Below are 16,697 nucleotides of genomic sequence, written 5' to 3'. Positions count from 1 at the left end.
GCGATACGGACTGGCTGGCCGATCAAGACCAAGTCGCCTCTCAAGAAACGGGTCTAGCCGCCAAACTTGATCTCGACAAAGTACTCCAAGCCCTCTCGCCCGATCAACGCCTTGTCGTAGCCTTGTGTTTTGGAGCCGGGCTATCGCACGCTGAAGCAGCCCAAGCCCTGTCGATGCCGCTTGGAACCGTCAAAAGCCATGCCCAGCGCGGGCGAGACCGCGCAATCGAAGCCATGCGGGACTTGCGCCCCGCGGCCCTTGGGGCCAAAATCGACCCACCAGAAAGCAAACAGCCATGAACCAAGACGATCTTGCTCTCAAATCCCTGTTTTACGAAGCCTCGACTCTGGAAGACTCCGCGTCTGACGAGGCCTTTGTCGCGAGCGTTATGCGGGAAGTTCAAGCCGATATCGAACGCAAGCAGATTTGGCGCGAAGCGGCGCGGATCACCTTGGCAGTCATCTTCTTCAGCTTGATCGCGTTTCTGGCCCCCGCTGGCCTGCGTGAGATCGAAACAGCCGTCTTGGCCAGCGCGGCGATGTATGGCCTAAGCCAGCAAGCTGTGATGTTGACTGTGCTTCTCAGCCTCAGCTTTGGCGCCTGGTGGCTGGCAACCAAAAACTAGATCGCTTCACCGACCAGATCATAATCGCCCGCATCCACAATGCGTGCCCGCACGATATCGCCGGGCTTGGCCCGCTTAAAGCCATGAAGCTCGATGGCACCATCGACCTCGGGTGCATCCCATACAGTGCGGCCAATCGGGCCTTCGTCATCGACCTCATCAATAATGACGTCTACTTCCTTGCCGATCTTAGTCGCAAGCCGCTGTTCAGACACCTCGCGCGCGACTTCCATAAACCGGTGCCAACGCTCTTCCTTTACTTCCTCAGGCACATGGCCTTCGAGGTCACGGGAAGGCGCGTGGACGACATTCTCATATTTGAAACAACCGACCCGATCGATTTGGCCTTCGCGCATGAAGTCCAGCAATTGGGTGAAGTCTTCCTCTGTCTCGCCGGGGAAGCCGACGATAAAGGTCGAGCGGATCGCAAGATCAGGGCATTCTGACCGCCACTTTGCAATGCGGGCGGCCTGCTTGTCCTGATTGGCGGGACGGCGCATGGCCTTCAACACACGCGGGCTCGCATGTTGAAACGGAATGTCGAGATAGGGCAGGATTTTACCCTCTGCCATCAAATGGATGGCCTCATCAACATGAGGGTAAGGATAGACATAGTGCAGGCGCACCCAAGCACCTAAACTGCCCAAATCTTTGCACAAATCATAGAATTTCGCGCGATACTCGCGGTCCTTCCACGTGCTGGTAGCATAGCCAATATCGAGGCCATAGGCAGACGTGTCTTGGCTGATCACCAACAGCTCTTTCACGCCAGCACCGACTAGCTTTTCCGCCTCTGCCATCACATGGGCCGCCGGGCGCGAGACGAGGTCGCCGCGCAGCTTCGGGATGATGCAGAAGGAACAGCGGTTGTTGCAGCCCTCAGAAATCTTCAAATAGGCGTAGTGTCGCGGCGTCAGTTTCACGCCGCCTTCGGGCACCAGATCCAGGAATGGATCATGGCTGGGCGGTAGAGCTTCATGAACCGCGGACATCACGCTCTCATATTGCTGCGGCCCGGTAATCGCCAAGACTTTGGGATGGCGCTCGCGGATCACATCCGGCTCTGCCCCCAAACAGCCCGTGACGATCACCTTGCCATGTTCGGCAATGGCCTCACCAATCGCGTCCAAGCTTTCTTCGCGCGCACTATCGAGAAAGCCGCAGGTATTCACGAGCACGAGGTCCGCCCCGCTATAGTCTGGGGCAATCTGATAGCCCTCCGCCCGCAAGCGCGTGATAATCCGCTCGCTATCCACCAGCGCCTTCGGGCAGCCGAGCGATACGATACCAACTTTGGGAATGGTTTTTTCAAGTGCGTCTGTCATCGGCTGGCTTTAGCGCGCGGGGCCGTGTGGGGCAAGGCGCGTCCATCTTGTCATGTGCCAAGTTCCAGATTACTGATTCGGTTACTTGGAGGGAAGCTATGCTTGAGAACGAACGACAAGATATGCTGAGACAACTTGAGGAAGCAAAACTCAGGTCCCAAAAAATGTCTCGGGAAGAGGCCCTAAATGAGCTTGTGCGTGGTGGATTTCTCACAGCTGACGGCGAGCTTTCTCCAAAATATGGTGGAAAAGCTACCTCAGCCGCTTAGGCCGAGAACAGATGCTGACGATCGGCTATCACGGCTGCCCTCGTGAAGTTGGCATGCGCGCAATACTAAAGCAGGAAGGCCTTGAGCCACAAAACAAAGCCTATCATTGGCTGGGCGACGGGATTTATTTTTGGGAGAATGACCCACATCGCGCATTGGAGTGGGCGCAAGAAAAGGCCAGCAGAGACGAGGTAAAGGAGCCATTCGTCATCGGGGCGATCATTGACTTGGGCAGGTGCCTAGACATCAACCTCCGCGAGAATCAAAACCCTTGATCTCCTCTTTTGACAGTCTCAAAGCTGAGTTCGAAAGCGCAAGCAGGCCTTTTCTAAAAAACAAAAAAGCAAAAGGCGACGACCGAGAAATCAATGTATTGAGATTCCTCGATTGCGCTGTGATCAACCGTCTCAATCAATCTCTCGCTCAGCCATTTGATACGGTCCGAGGACTCTTCGTCGAAGGAGAGCCGATCTTCGAAGGTGCGGAGATTTATCACAAGACCCATTCTGAGATCGCGGTTAGAAATGAACGCTGTATCAAAGGCTACTTTTTGCCGGATTTAGAGAGTCTGGGGCTTGCACTTGAGACCTAAGACTCAAACGCTTGATACATTCTCAGAGATATCACTTAGAAGCGTTTTGGTGCCCATTGTGGTCACCCAACCGCTTTTGATAGCGTGACCGGGCTATTTGTCGCGTTAAGTCCAGATTTCTTTCAGAAATCTGCCGCGTAGCGGCGCGAAGCGGACTTGACCCGTCAAATCGCCCACCAACAATCAAGGCTAGCCTTTGGTGAAGGCAGAGCCTGCACCAAAGCCTTCTAGACAAAAAACTCTGAGCGCCCACAAACCAAAACGGCGACCCCCGAAGGGATCGCCGCCATAAGCACTTGAATGGTTGGCTTGGTTGCAAAAAGCAACGTTACCGACCCTTCTTTTCGTCTTGTGACAAGACAGAGCCCGCCAGTTTCTTTGCTTCTGCGGGTGTGGCCTTTTTCCCGGCGAGAACTTTTGCTGCCAGGGAAGAGATTTTGGGGGAGGATTGCTTAGTCGCCATTTTAGGCTCCTGCATGTGATTGCATTTGAAGCTATGCAAATCGGTTTTCATCGTGTTACGGGAACACCGAGGCGAAGCATCGCGCATCCGCCTCGGTGGTAGTTAGATTACGATATTCTCGTGGCCGATTGCCACACAGCGATACTCCTTTCTGGATCCCGAGACCCGATTGAGAAGCTGAAATGGGGCATTTGGGCTGGCACCCGAATGCTCCGACAGCTGTTTGCACCACCCTAAATGAGTGGCCACGCCCTCTAACACCTGATTCCCTTACCTATGGGAAGCACATTCATTCTCGCTATTCACATATTTCAGCACATAATTTTTCCTTTTCGCGCCGACGTATCAGCGCCGAGGTCGCTCTATGTCTAGTGAGAACGTTAGGGATAGAAACCCCAGATGTCGCGCTGATCCTCGATGATCTATTTTGGTGGAACATGGTTCTCACCAAAATAGGTCTAGATGAAAGGAAGCTGACACCCCTTCAGTCCCGTCGGGACACACCGGCGTATACGCCGATACCCCACAAGTGGGGAAGCGGCAGGCGGTGAAGGCGCACACCACAAACCAAAACGGCGACCCCCTAAGGAATCGCCGCTGGTAATTTAAATGGAAGAGAGAAAGCCTTAGTCGCGACGGCGACGGGGGCGTTCGCTGCGCTCGCGGGGTTGTTCAACCTCTTCAACCTCGCCACGCTCAGCGCGTTCGGCCTTCAGCTTTTCTTCGATGTCTTCGCCAGTGGCTTGGTCGACGACCTTCATCGACAAGCGGGTCTTGCCACGATCGTCAAAGCCCATCAGCTTCACCTTCACGGTGTCGCCTTCTTTGACGATTTCACCGACGGTCGCGACCTTGCGGTTCGCGAGTTGCGAGATGTGGACCAAGCCGTCCTTGGCGCCGAAGAAGTTCACAAAGGCACCAAATTCCATGACTTTGACGACTTTGCCTTCATAGACTTTGCCGACTTCGGCTTCGTCCGTGATGCTCTTCACCCACTTCACAGCGGCATCGATCTTGTCTTGATCGGCTGCGGCAACTTTCACGCTGCCATCATCTTCGATCGAGATTTTCGCGCCCGTCTTTTCCACGATCTCGCGGATGACCTTACCACCGGTGCCGATCACTTCACGGATCTTGTCGGTTGGGATCATGAAGGACACGATCTTTGGTGCAAAGGCGTTAAGCTCACCACGGGCACCGGTCAATGACTTCGCCATTTCGCCCAAGATGTGCATCCGGCCTGCATGGGCACGTGTGAGGGCGACCTTCATGATCTCCTCGGTGATGCCTGCAACCTTAATGTCCATTTGAAGCGAGGTGATGCCGTTTTCGGTACCAGCGACCTTAAAGTCCATGTCGCCCAGATGATCTTCATCACCCAAAATGTCGGTCAGTACTTCAAAGCTGCCGTCATCTTGCAGCACGAGGCCCATCGCAACACCGGCAACTGGCGAGCTGATTGGCGCGCCTGCATCCATCAGAGCCAAAGAGGCACCGCAAACCGACGCCATCGAGGACGAGCCATTGGATTCAGTGATCTCTGACACCAAACGGATGGTGTAGGGGAATTGTTCTGGGGTTGGCAGAACTGCCTGCATCGCACGCCAAGCCAGCTTGCCGTGACCGATTTCGCGACGACCGGCGCCACCCATACGGCCAACTTCACCCACCGAGTATGGAGGGAAGTTATAATGCAGCATGAAGCGCTCTTTATAGGTGCCTTCTAAGCTGTCGATGAATTGCTCATCATCGGCCGTGCCCAAAGTGGCAACCACAAGAGCTTGGGTTTCACCACGGGTGAACAAGGCCGAGCCATGTGCACGCGGCAGAACGCCCGCTTCAGAAACAATCGCACGAACCTTGTCGACCGGACGACCGTCGATGCGACGGCCTTCCTTCACGATGGCGCTGCGCACGATGTCGCTTTCGACTTCTTTACAGACCGTCTTGAACAGCGAGCCGTCCATGCCGTCTGGGTTGTTTTCGGAAGCCACCAAAGCCGCTTCAGCGCGCTTCTTCGCGGCACCAACGGCGTCTTGACGCGCACCTTTGTCAGCGATGCGATAAGCGGCGTCGATTTCTGCGCCGATCATGTCCTTGACGGCCTTGTTTTCGGCGCTGTGGTCTTCAGCTTGGAAGTCCCAAGGATCTTTCGCGGCTTGCTCGGCCAGCGCGATGATCAAGTCGATCACAGGCTGCATCTGCTTGTGCGCGAAAGAAACCCCGCCCAGCACCACTTCTTCGGACAATTCGTAGATTTCCGATTCAACCATCATCACGGCGTCAGCGGTCCCTGCGACCACCAAATCCATGTCGCTTTCTTTCAGCTGATCGACGGTTGGGTTCAGCACATATTCGCCGTTGATATAGCCAACGCGCGCGGCCGAGATTGGGCCCATGAATGGCAAACCAGACAGAACCAAAGCAGCCGAGGAAGCAACCAGGGCCACGATATCGGGATCATTTTCCTGATCGTGCGACAAGGTGGTGATCACCACTTGGGTTTCGTTCTTGAAGCCTTTGGCGAACAAGGGACGGATTGGGCGGTCGATCAGGCGGGAAACCAGGGTTTCCTTTTCGGTTGGACGACCTTCGCGCTTAAAATAGCCACCTGGGATGCGGCCTGCTGCATAGAATTTTTCTTGATAATTCACGGTCAGCGGGAAGAAATCGATCCCCGGCTTGGCCGAACGCGCACCAACAGCGGTCGCGAGAACTTGAGTGTCGCCATAGGTGGCCAGAACGGCCCCATCGGCTTGGCGCGCCATGCGGCCAGTTTCCAGTGTCAGCGTACGTCCGCCCCATTCGAGCGAAACAGTCTTTATGTCAAACATCATCATTCCTTCTGGCAGATCATGGGGCCTTCCCCATGCTGCCGCCTACAAAACTTGGAACAGGCCTTCCTGAACCAAGAGGTCCGGCGTCCTTGCCGGAGAAAGCCCTCACCCTATGCGAGAGCCATCTTTCATCTTACCCCAAAACTAATTTTAGCTGAGGGGTAAATAGCAAAAGGGCGGCGCATCTCGCACCGCCCTGATTGGTTTTGTCACGACGCCTTAGCGACGCAGACCATGCTTGGTCAAAATGGCCTGATAACGTGCCACATCGCGGGACTTTACATAGTCCAGCAAACGGCGACGTAACGACACCATGGCCAACAGGCCGCGACGTGAGTGATTGTCCTTCTTGTGCATTTTGAAATGCTCAGTCAGGTTCACGATACGCTCTGTCAGGATCGCGATTTGTACTTCTGGGCTGCCCGTATCGTTTGGGGCGAGGCCGTGTTCTTTCATGATTTCGAGCTTACGCTCTGGTGCTACCGACATCGTGGTTCCCTTTGGGTTGGCGGCGGGTTCAATCGCTCGCACTGAGTTGAAACACACGGACCGGTTCAAACCGTCCCGCGCGTGCGTCTCCTATAGCGACGGCTTGGCCTTGTAGGGTTGCCAGTGCTGCTCGGCTCATGTCTTCGCCGGATACAACACGGGGTCTGCGCTTGGAGCGCAGCTCTTCAACCTGGTGGGGGAGAAGAACAATCCCGCGGCCTTGCCGCAACCTGAAAGCCTCTTCCGCTGTTACGGCCAGCGCCGGGATGTCGTCCAGCGCGGTCTCAACTGGCAAAAGGCTGTCGGACGCGGCGTCGCTATTGCACACTTCCTGCAGCTTTTCCAGTGTTATTGCTGCGCTCTCGTGGAATGGACCGACCGAAGTTCGCCGCAACGCGCTCACATGACCCTCGGCACCCAATGCGGCCGCGAGGTCGCGAGCCAAGGCGCGGACATAAAATCCTTTGCCACAGCGGCATTCAATCGTGGCGTGATCGGTATCGGGCACATCAACCAGCCGGGCTTCGATCAGCAAAACCGTGCGCGCTTTGAGTTCAGGCACTTCGCCATCACGCGCCAGATCATAGGACCGCTCACCCGCCACTTTAATGGCACTATAGATGGGCGGGACTTGTTGGATCTCGCCGATAAAGCCAACCAGAGCCGCCTCAATCGCTTCTTTGCTAGGCCGCACATCGGATGTGGCGATGATTTTGCCCTCGCGGTCTTGGGTATCGGTTGAAGCACCCCATTCGACGGTGAAACGATAGGATTTCTCAGCCTCCATCAGCCAAGCGACGGTTTTGGTGGCTTCGCCGAGCGCGATTGGCAAAATGCCCGTCGCCAAAGGGTCCAAAGTGCCTGCATGGCCGGCCTTCTTGGCGTCAAATGCCCGACGCACGCGGGTGACCGCATCGGTAGAGGTTAAATGCAAGCTCTTATCTAAAACGATCCAGCCGTGGATGTCTTGGCCCTTCTTGCGGCGCGACATCAGGCCTCATCCGCCGGCTTGATCAAATCGGCGCGAACCTTTGGATCGTTGAAAAGATCATTCATCTTCAAGGCCGCATCATAGGACGTATCAGCCAAGAAGCGCAGGTCTGGGGTAAATTTGCTTTCCAGCGCGCGCCCACATTCACCGCGCAAAAACTTGGAAGCGCGATTGAGCGCCTTGGCAATCTCTTCACCGTCTTCGAGACCAAGGGCGGCGACAAACACATTGGCATGCTTAAGGTCTGGGCTCATGCGGACTTCGCCAACCGTGATGCTTTTATCGACCAGGGCCGGGTCACGAATGTCGCCGCGGCGCAAAATCTCGACCAGCACGTGACGTATGTTTTCGCCAGCCCGCAATTGCCGCTGGGTTGGGCCAGATGAATTATCGAAACGTTTTGCCATGAGTTTCACCTGATGCGCACATGCTGGCTTCGTCCAGTCAAGGCGGAGGGATGGAGAGCGTGTGGCAAAACGTTATCCGCTTTGCCACACGCTTTATTCTAAAAATAAGGTCGCTTAGAGCGAGCGCTTGATGATCTGTACGTCAAAGCACTCGATTAGATCGCCTTCGCGCAGGTCTTGATAGCCTTCAAATGCCATACCGCATTCTTGGCCGGCCAAAACTTCGCTGACTTCGTCTTTAAAGCGCTTCAGAGTGGAGAGCTTGCCTTCATGGATGACGACATCATCGCGCAGCAAGCGAACACCGCAACCGCGTTTGATATTGCCTTCGTTGATCTTACAGCCAGCAATCTTGCCAACCTTGGTGATGTTGAACACCTGTAGGATTTGGGCATAGCCCAAGAAGGTTTCTTTGCGCTCTGGCTCCAACATGCCGGAGAGAATGTCTTTCACATCATCCAACAAATTGTAGATGATGGAATAATAACGGATCTCAACGCCTTCATGTTCAGCCAAGTCGCGCACTTGCTTGGGTGCACGTGTGTTGAACGCGAGAATTGGTGCGCCGGAAGACTTCGCCAAAAGAACGTCGCTTTCGGTGATCCCGCCAACGGCCTGATGGATAACTTTGGCACGCACTTCTTCGGTCGACAATTTCTCGAGCGCTGCAGTGATGGCTTCCGCAGACCCGCCCACATCGGCTTTGACGATGAGCGGGAATTCCTTGACTTCGGCATCCTTGATGCGCGCCAACATGGCTTCCAGACCCGAACGCGCGGTTTGGCGTACGACGACTTTTTCCCGCTTCATGCGGATACGATAGTCGGTAACCTCGCGGGCGCGGGCTTCATTTTCCACGACCACAACCACGTCACCGGGCTCTGGCGTGCCGTCGAGACCGAGGATTTCAACCGGCTGAGATGGCCCTGCGGATTGCACGGTCTGGCCGCGCTCGTCACTGAGGGCGCGTACACGACCCCACTGCGTCCCGGCAACCACCAGATCGCCACGCTTGAGCGTACCGCGTTGCACAAGAACGGTGGCCACAGAGCCACGACCCTTGTCGAGCTTGGCTTCGATAACCGTACCTTCTGCGGCGCGATCTGGGTTGGCTTTGAGGTCCAAAACTTCTGACTGCAACAGGATGGTTTCAAGCAGCGTATCCAGATTGGTGCGCTCTTTGGCCGAAACAGGCACCCACAAAGTGTCACCGCCGACGGCTTCGGTCAGAACTTCATATTGCAGAAGCTCGTTTAAAACCTTTTGCGGATTGGCTTCCGGCTTGTCGATTTTGTTGACGGCCACAATGATCGGCACACCAGCGGCTTTTGCATGGCTGATGGCTTCCACGGTTTGAGGCATGACACCGTCATCGGCCGCAACCACCAGAACCACCACATCGGTGATGCCGGCGCCGCGGGCGCGCATGCTGGAGAAGGCTGCGTGGCCTGGCGTGTCCAAGAAGGTCACGCGCTCGCCACTGCCCAAACGAACCTGGTAGGCCCCGATGTGCTGGGTAATGCCACCGGCTTCACCCTTAACCGTATCGGCAGAGCGGATCGCATCGAGAAGCGACGTTTTACCATGGTCAACGTGGCCCATGATGGTAACCACAGGCGGGCGTGGCACTTGGTTGGCGTCGGTATCAGCCTCGCCCTCCAGACCAATTTCAACGTCAGATTCAGCAACGCGCTTCACGCTGTGGCCAAAGTCGGTGACGATCAGTTCGGCGGTATCGGCGTCGAGATTATCGGCACCCTTCAGCATCTGACCTTGCTTCATCAAATATTTGATGACGTCGGTCAGGCGCTCGGCCATCCGGTTGGCCAATTCGGCTACCGTGATGACTTCCGGCACAACAACTTCGCGCACTTGCTTGGTCTGTTCTTGACCCTTCAACATGCGCAAACGGCGGTCGCGTTCCTTTTCACGGGCACGGCGGACCGACGCAAGCGAGCGCTGACGGTCGGAATCGTCACCCAAGGCCGAAGTGATGGTCAATTTGCCTGAGCGGCGCTGTTGCGCGCCCTTGGCACGCGAAACCGGGGGCGCACGCACGACGGCAACCTTTTGCCGCTTTACCCGACCGCCCAATTCAGACAGCAAGTCACCGTCTTCACCTTCTTCACCTGCAGGGGCTTCGCCCGCATCTTCATCGCCAGCGGCACCAGAAACAGGGGCCTCAGGCTCATAGGCCGCCGGAGCGGCCTCTTCGCGACCCCGCGTTGGGCCACCCGCTTGCGCGTCGGCTGTGGCTTGTGCAGCTGTGCGACGGGCCTCAACGGCCTTTTGCTCTTCGTCTAGTTGGCGCTTGCGTTGCGCTTCAACTTCAGCGATCTGGCGCTCTTCATCCGCGCGGCGGCGATCCGCATCTTCGCGACGTTGACGTAGCTCTGCTTCCGCCAATTGCTGTTGGCGGCGGGCTTGTTCTTGTTCGCGGGCCCGCTCAAGCGCGGCCATACGCGCCTTCATTTCACTATCGGACAGACCCAGTGTTTTGGTGGTACGCGCAGGTGCTTGCCGCGACTCTTCGGCGGGTGCAGGTGCTGCAGGCTTAGGGGCAGGCGCTGCGGCCACAGGCGCTGGCGCAGGACGGGTAGGCGGCGCGAAAGCAGGCTTCGGAACAGCGCCGGCCGCAGGCGCTTCCCCTGGGCCGATCGTACGCTTCTTCTTGACCTCTACCACAACTTGATTGGTGCGCCCATGCGAGAAGCTCTGGCGAACCGTGCCAGCGCCCACATTGCGGGAAAGGGTTAGAGGCTTGCGCCCCGATTGGTTGTCGTTGTCGTTACCGTCGCTCATGCTCATCCTTGCGCACTCATTGGCGCGTCGTAAAAATTCAACCGGCCTTTGGCCCCAAAATTAGGTCCAGCAAGCACAAAAACCGCCGTTCGAGCAGGATTACCGCCCGGGCGTTCTGTGCCGGTCAAGATCGGCTTCGTCCAGTTCCAAATGGTCCTGCACCCTATATATAGGTGCCGTCCCTTGGCCAATCATCGGGCACTAATGGAATAAAACCCGCTAAGCGCCTGATGTCCGTCGTCCAGCTGTCTGCTAAACGTCCTGGCATTAAGATAGCGTGTATCACAACATCGCGTCCTAACGCCATGCCCATTTCCACCCCCGTGAAACAGCCTGCAGTTGGCACCCCGCCCCAGGCAAGCGAAAGCCCGTCCAATTTGCCGCGCCCGTCGGGCGAGCCGTCAACGGCCTCAATGCGCCAAGCAGGCTTGGCCGTGCGCAAAGCAGACGCCACCTGATCATTACCAAGAACGATTTCACCCGCTTTTCGAGCGATGGAGAGCTGGCTCAAGCAGCGTTGTCTCAAACCCTCGACGATCTTGTCCATCAAATCTTCGCGTGGCTTGGCCTCGCGCTTTAGGCCGCGAGAGAATGCGCCCTTTTTTATTGCCAGACTAACCGCGTCCCGCGTTGCGGTGACCCAAACACCTCGCCCGGGTGCGCGCGCGGCCGGGTCCGGAAAGACCCAGCCGTCGGGATCGGCCACAAACCGGATGAGGCCAGCTTCAGGCTGAACCTCTCCGGTTGCTACACAGCGCCGGACACGTCCAGCGCCTTCACGTCGCTCACTCTTGTCCATCGGCGGCAACTTCCGCCTCTGCTTCGGCTTCCTCAACCACAGGAGCTTCGACCCAACCCATGGCGACGCGCGCAGCCATGATCAAAGCGTCAGCATCTTCCGCGCTCATGCTCATGCCTTCGAGCAAGCCTGGGAAGCGGGTCTTTTCGCCATTCTTCACTTCAAACCAGCCGCGAAGATCGTCAGAGACAAGGCCTGCCACGTCTTCGACATTCTTCACGCCGCCTTCGCCCAATTTAATGGCGACTTCGAGGGTGACGCCGGGCAAGCCCAGAACTTCGTCTTCCACGCCCAAGCTGGCGCGTTTGGCATTGAGTTCGTTTTGAGCGCGATCGATAAAGTCACGGGCGCGGGCTTGCAGTTCTGCCGATACGTCTTCGTCAAAGCCTTCAATCTGCAGAAGGTCGCCCAATTCAACATAGGCCAATTCTTCGATGGTTTCGAAGCCTTCCGAAACCAAGAGACGCGCCATCATTTCGTCGACGTCAATCGCACCCATGAACAATTCAGTGCGGCTGTTGGCTTCTTTTTCGCGGCGCGAACGCTCTTCTTCTTCGGTCAGAATATCGATTGACCAACCCGTCAATTGGCTTGCGAGGCGAACGTTTTGACCGCGACGGCCGATAGCCAAGCTCAATTGCTCATCGGGGACGACCACTTCAACGCGGTTTTCGTCTTCATCGAGAACCACTTTGGTCACTTCAGCAGGCTGAAGCGCGTTCACGATGAAGGTTGCAGGATCGGGCGACCAAGGAATGATGTCGATCTTCTCGCCGCCCAGTTCGCCAACCACAGCCTGAACCCGCGAACCGCGCATACCGACGCAGGCACCCACCGGATCAATCGAATTGTCATGGCTGAACACGGCAATCTTTGCGCGTGAAGAAGGATCACGCGCCACGGCCTTGATTTCGATCACGCCGTCGTAAACTTCAGGCACTTCGGCTTCAAACAATTTGGCCATAAAGCCTGGATGGGCGCGCGACAGGAAGATTTGCGGGCCTTTTGGTTCGCGGCGTACGTCGTAGATATAGCAGCGGACGCGGTCGCCCATGTTCAGATTTTCGCGGGGCAAAGTCTGGTCACGGCGGATCACGCCTTCGCCACGGCCCAGATCGACGATCACATTGCCATATTCAACGCGCTTGACGATACCATTGATGATATCGGCCACGCGGTCTTTGTATTCTTCAAACTGCTTGTCGCGCTCGGCTTCGCGAACGCGTTGCGTGATCACTTGTTTGCCGGTCAAGGACATCACGCGGCCAAAGTCGAACAAAGGTAGGTCTTCTTCAAAGACATGGCCGACTTCCGCACTGGGGTCGATGCGCTTGGCAACCGACAGCGGGATTTGCTGGCTGGGGTTCTCGACTTCGTCTTGGGTAGCAACCACAGTCTGCTTGCGCTTCAAAGTCAGCTCGCCAGACTTCGGATTGATGCGGGCATCGATCTGGTGATCCGCACCATAGCGCGCCCGGGCAGCCTTGCTGATCGCCTCTTCAATCGCTTCGACCACGATCGACTCGTCGATATTCTTTTCATAGGCAACCGAGCGGGCGATGGACAAAAGTTCAAGCCGATTGGCGGAAATGGCCATAGATATCTTCCTTCTGAAACGGAATGGGCTGATTAGGTTAGGTCTGGGTCGGCATCTGGCAGGACATCATCGGTGACGAATTCCACCTGATCATCGTCCAGAGCTTTCTCCAGTTGTTCGAGTTCGTCTTCGTCCGCCCCGCGTCGGCGCAGGGATTCACGGATCAGATCGTCCGTCAGCACCAAGCGGGCGCTGGCGATCCATTCAAAGGGGATGAGGGCTGTGTCTTCTTCACCTTCGAGATTGATGCAGATATTGGTGTCTTCGGTGCCCGCCAATTCGCCCGAAAAGCGCTTACGGCCTTCGATGCCCCGATCCAGCTCCAGCTTGGCCTCCCAACCGATCCAACGGTCAAAGTCGACAAAGCGGGTCAAAGGACGATCAATGCCGGGGGACGAGACTTCCAGCGCATACTCGGAATCAATCGGGTCTTCGGCTTCCAAAAGCGGGCTCAAGCCCCGCGACAGCTTTTCACAATCGCCTGACGACATGCGGCCATCGGGACGCTCTGCCATGATTTGAAAGGTTTTGCGGCGCGATCCCATTAGCCGCACGCGCACAATCTCATAGCCCAGATCCCGGGCAGCAGGCTCAATCAAGGCCAAGAGTTTGTCTTCATGAGGCGACGTTGTGCGCACGTGGATCTCGATCTATTGCGCCAACCCAAAAGCAAGGTCGGCAGGTTTCAGAACAAACAAAAAGCGGCCCCGGTGACCCGGAGCCGCTTTGACCGCCTCAAGCGATCAAAGTCGATCTGTTGATCCCTTATAGGCTGAGGAAGCTGTCTTGTCACCAGCTTTGGCGCAGGCTTCCTCAGCAACGCAACAAGGTGCCGTCAAAAATCAGCGCGTCGCACCCTTCTCGGCCTTAATTCCGGCATCAGACTCCGGACCACCGACGATTTTTTCCAGCTTCATCCGGAAGATCAAAAGGGAATTCGGCGGGATAGGACCACCACCCTCAGCTCCATAGCCAATGGCGGGGGGAACCCAGATTGTCCATTCATCGCCTGGCCGCATCATTTGCAGGGCTTCTACCCATGCAGGGATCAAGCGGCCAACTTCGAACTCTGCCGCTTCGCCCCGGGCAAACGAGCTATCAAAGACCTCGCCGTTGAGAAGCTTGCCCTCATAATTCACCTGCACCATGGAATCGACGGCAGGCGTTGGACCGGTCTCAGGGCCTTTCGAAATAATTTTATACTGAAGACCCGAAGCCGTGGTCACAACGCCAGGGGTGCTCTTATTTTTTTCAAGAAACTTCTTCGCCTCTTGCCCATTGGCATCCAGGGGCGCCTCTGCGGCCTTTCCTTCAACGCCGTCCATCAAAGACTTGTCTTGGTTGGCACCCGCCGGTTGGCAGGCTACGAGGGCGGCACAGGAAATCAGCATCAGTGACATCAGTCGCTTTTTGAACATGGGGTCAGCCTTTATTTTTGGGGGATGAAGAACACAGAAAGCCCCACGATCTCTTTGGGGCAAATCTATCAGGAATCCTCAAGCGGGATACCATAAAGCTCAAGCCGGTGATCTACCAAACGATAGCCCAATCGGCGGGCAATTTCTTGCTGCAGACGTTCGATCTCGGGGTCGACAAATTCCAGTACGCGGCCCGTCTTCATGTCGATCAGATGGTCATGGTGATCCGCACCTGCCTCTTCATAACGAGACCGCCCGTCCCGGAAATCGTGCCGCTCTAAGATGCCGCTTTCTTCGAACAGGCGAACGGTACGGTAGACGGTGGCGATGGAAATGCCTTTGTCGACCGCTGCAGCGCGGCGGTGCAATTCCTCCACGTCGGGGTGATCTTTTGCTTCTGACAAGGTGCGCGCAATAATCCGGCGCTGCTCTGTCATTCGCAGTCCTTTTTGCACGCAAAGGGCTTCAATGCGATCAGGCATGTTGGTTCCGTCCGTCATGGGGAAGATATGCGAGGTTTGCGCTGTTTCGTCTAGCGCTTTGACATCAATGTGCAGCAGGCAACGCACAAGAAAAGAGCCTGGCGTCCATATTTGGACCCGCATCGCGACGATAATAGCCTTTCCGCACGCCAATCGGTAGAAAGCCCTGTGTTTCGTAAAGCGCCAAAGCCGGTAAATTATCGGCGGCAACTTCCAAGAAGAGACGGAAAACGTCGGTCTTTGCTAGGTATTGCTTTGCAGCATCCAGAAGCGCTGCAGCATGGCCGGCACGGCGATGCGCTGGATCTACGGCAAGCGTCAAAATCTCTGCTTCATCACCCACCGCGCGGATTAGCAGAAAGCCCGCAATTGGCTCACCGCTGACCCACAAAAGGTCGGACGCCAAATAGGTGGCAAAATCAGACTCTGACCAAGGATGATCAAAAGCGGCCCGATGGATCCTTGTAAGGGCAGACACATCCCCCACCTGTCCCCGCCGCAAAGTCATAGAGGCTCAGCCTCCAAAGATAGGCCGCCCGGCAACTTGGCTTCATGGCCCCTCAGATAAAGCGGGGTCGGGGGATTATGGGCAGGATCAAGGTGTTGTGCCAATTGCGCCAAAACGACAGGGTCTGGCAGATCTTGTAAGGCTAAGGGCCAATCTGGGCGAAGCTGCGCGAGTGTTTGCGCACCCGGCCCAGTCAAGGTCCAATCTCCATTCAGTTTCCCAAGCACATCCTCTGCACTGAGCCGGCTGGGCTCAAGAACGCAGGCGCGCCCTTCCCAAGCCCCGGCGAACAAGCTGCCAGCCACTTCAATCGCCGCCAAAGTCCGCTGGGCATTGGCGGCATGGGCCAGCACCTCCAATGTTGAAATCCCAACGCACGGACGATCCAAGGCTACCGCTAGGCCACGGGCAAAGGCGAGGCCGATCCGAAGGCCGGTGAAGGCACCGGGCCCGCGCGTTACGGCGATCCGATCAAGTGCCGATGGCGCTATCCCGGCTTCCGCTAACACCTCCCGCGCCATGGGGGCCAGCCGCTCTGCCTGACCTTTCGCCATGGGTTCGACGCGCGATAGCAAGACCTCGCCCGACCGCAGGATTGCCACAGAACAGGCGTTAAGTGCTGTATCTACTGCCAATATGAGCATCGACACCCCAACTCCGCGCGGCGGCCGGCAAAGGACTTAAACAATGGTCAAAAGCGCAGCGTTCGGACGACCCAAAACGGCCTTTTCGCCATTAATGCCAATCGGACGTTGGATTAGCTTGGGGTTCTTCGCCATGGCAGCAAAAACGTCTGCATCACTGGCGTCAGCTGCAAGACCTGCATCCGCAGCATCCTTATCGCGCATGAAAGCGCGCGGGGATACGCCGCCCATTTTGCAGGCAATCTCTTTGAGTTCATCCACGCTCAAGCGTTCGGCAACCAGCATATAGCGCCGAATTTCTGGTTGAACGCCAGCAGCCTCTAGAACTTCCAAGCCCTTTTTCGATGAGCCGCAGCCCGGATTATGAATTAATACATAGCTCATCGCTGAAGTCCCCGAAACGATTGTGGATAGTGTCGGCAAAATGGCGGGGGGGCTGGCCAAAGTAA

General features: G+C 56.5%; 18 protein-coding genes. 4 read left to right on the top strand and 14 right to left on the bottom strand.

The features are described from left to right. A partial coding sequence (locus ACIQ20_RS09460) for an RNA polymerase sigma factor (protein ID WP_395779686.1) occupies window positions 1–299 on the top strand: 299 nt, incomplete at its 5' end. After that, window positions 296–625 (top strand): hypothetical protein, encoded by a 330-nt coding sequence (locus ACIQ20_RS09455; protein ID WP_395779684.1) that lies wholly within the window; start codon window positions 296–298, stop codon window positions 623–625. The genes ACIQ20_RS09460 and ACIQ20_RS09455, both read left to right, overlap by 4 nt. On the opposite strand, the gene rimO is transcribed toward ACIQ20_RS09455, so the two are convergent. Continuing rightward, window positions 622–1,950, bottom strand: a complete 1,329-nt coding sequence (gene rimO / locus ACIQ20_RS09450; protein WP_395779682.1) for a 30S ribosomal protein S12 methylthiotransferase RimO — start codon at window positions 1,948–1,950, stop codon at window positions 622–624. The genes ACIQ20_RS09455 and rimO overlap by 4 nt on opposite strands. A gap of 280 nt (window positions 1,951–2,230) precedes the next feature. Here rimO and ACIQ20_RS09445 point away from each other — a divergent pair, with 280 nt between their 5' ends. Both ACIQ20_RS09445 and ACIQ20_RS09440 read left to right on the top strand, forming a co-directional pair. Beyond that, window positions 2,231–2,494: a hypothetical protein gene (locus tag ACIQ20_RS09445; protein WP_395779680.1), complete on the top strand. Its 264-nt coding sequence runs from the start codon at window positions 2,231–2,233 to the stop codon at window positions 2,492–2,494. Further along, the gene (locus tag ACIQ20_RS09440; protein ID WP_395779678.1) at window positions 2,491–2,811 is read left to right on the top strand and encodes a hypothetical protein; all 321 of its coding nucleotides are present in this window, start codon (window positions 2,491–2,493) and stop codon (window positions 2,809–2,811) included. The genes ACIQ20_RS09445 and ACIQ20_RS09440 overlap by 4 nt, the downstream gene beginning before the upstream one ends. A gap of 1,089 nt (window positions 2,812–3,900) precedes the next feature. Here ACIQ20_RS09440 and pnp read toward each other — a convergent pair. From pnp to ACIQ20_RS09375, 13 genes are all read right to left on the bottom strand, one after another. Continuing rightward, window positions 3,901–6,108, bottom strand: coding sequence for a polyribonucleotide nucleotidyltransferase (gene pnp / locus ACIQ20_RS09435; RefSeq protein ID WP_395779676.1), 2,208 nt, complete (start codon window positions 6,106–6,108; stop codon window positions 3,901–3,903). 222 nt (window positions 6,109–6,330) lie between these two features. Further along, window positions 6,331–6,600, bottom strand: a complete 270-nt coding sequence (rpsO, locus tag ACIQ20_RS09430) for a 30S ribosomal protein S15 (protein WP_290803356.1) — start codon at window positions 6,598–6,600, stop codon at window positions 6,331–6,333. A 28-nt stretch (window positions 6,601–6,628) separates the two neighbouring features. Continuing rightward, window positions 6,629–7,591, bottom strand: a complete 963-nt coding sequence (truB, locus tag ACIQ20_RS09425) for a tRNA pseudouridine(55) synthase TruB (RefSeq protein WP_395779674.1) — start codon at window positions 7,589–7,591, stop codon at window positions 6,629–6,631. Next, window positions 7,591–7,998 (bottom strand): 30S ribosome-binding factor RbfA, encoded by a 408-nt coding sequence (gene rbfA / locus ACIQ20_RS09420; RefSeq protein ID WP_395779672.1) that lies wholly within the window; start codon window positions 7,996–7,998, stop codon window positions 7,591–7,593. The genes truB and rbfA overlap by 1 nt, the downstream gene beginning before the upstream one ends. A 114-nt stretch (window positions 7,999–8,112) precedes the next feature. Continuing rightward, a complete protein-coding gene (gene infB, locus ACIQ20_RS09415) occupies window positions 8,113–10,800 on the bottom strand; it encodes a translation initiation factor IF-2 (protein WP_395779670.1) in 2,688 nt (895 codons plus the stop codon). Window positions 10,801–10,963: 163 nt separating this feature from the next. Beyond that, window positions 10,964–11,599, bottom strand: a complete 636-nt coding sequence (locus ACIQ20_RS09410; protein ID WP_395779668.1) for an RNA-binding protein — start codon at window positions 11,597–11,599, stop codon at window positions 10,964–10,966. Then, window positions 11,586–13,202, bottom strand: a complete 1,617-nt coding sequence (nusA, locus tag ACIQ20_RS09405) for a transcription termination factor NusA (protein ID WP_395779688.1) — start codon at window positions 13,200–13,202, stop codon at window positions 11,586–11,588. Before nusA ends, ACIQ20_RS09410 begins: the two co-directional genes overlap by 14 nt. 26 nt (window positions 13,203–13,228) lie before the next feature. Then, complete coding sequence (gene rimP, locus ACIQ20_RS09400) at window positions 13,229–13,834, bottom strand: ribosome maturation factor RimP (protein WP_395779666.1); 606 nt, start codon at window positions 13,832–13,834, stop codon at window positions 13,229–13,231. A 204-nt stretch (window positions 13,835–14,038) separates the two neighbouring features. Continuing rightward, on the bottom strand, window positions 14,039–14,614 hold the full coding sequence (locus ACIQ20_RS09395; protein ID WP_395779664.1) for an FKBP-type peptidyl-prolyl cis-trans isomerase: 576 nt from the start codon (window positions 14,612–14,614) through the stop codon (window positions 14,039–14,041). A gap of 68 nt (window positions 14,615–14,682) precedes the next feature. Then, the gene (locus ACIQ20_RS09390; protein WP_313588728.1) at window positions 14,683–15,096 is read right to left on the bottom strand and encodes a Fur family transcriptional regulator; all 414 of its coding nucleotides are present in this window, start codon (window positions 15,094–15,096) and stop codon (window positions 14,683–14,685) included. Window positions 15,097–15,160: 64 nt separating this feature from the next. Next, window positions 15,161–15,574, bottom strand: a complete 414-nt coding sequence (locus tag ACIQ20_RS09385) for a GNAT family N-acetyltransferase (RefSeq protein ID WP_395779662.1) — start codon at window positions 15,572–15,574, stop codon at window positions 15,161–15,163. Window positions 15,575–15,600: 26 nt separating this feature from the next. Then, window positions 15,601–16,248, bottom strand: a complete 648-nt coding sequence (gene tsaB / locus ACIQ20_RS09380) for a tRNA (adenosine(37)-N6)-threonylcarbamoyltransferase complex dimerization subunit type 1 TsaB (RefSeq protein WP_395779660.1) — start codon at window positions 16,246–16,248, stop codon at window positions 15,601–15,603. Window positions 16,249–16,284: 36 nt separating this feature from the next. After that, window positions 16,285–16,632, bottom strand: a complete 348-nt coding sequence (locus ACIQ20_RS09375; RefSeq protein WP_395779658.1) for an ArsC/Spx/MgsR family protein — start codon at window positions 16,630–16,632, stop codon at window positions 16,285–16,287. Window positions 16,633–16,697 lie beyond the last annotated feature (65 nt).

The sequence above is a fragment of the Aquidulcibacter sp. genome, assembly GCF_044346625.1.
Taxonomy (GTDB): Bacteria; Pseudomonadota; Alphaproteobacteria; order Caulobacterales; family Aquidulcibacteraceae; genus Aquidulcibacter.
The sequence above is the reverse complement of the archived record's forward strand: the minus strand, read 5'-3'. Positions and strand labels throughout refer to the sequence as shown.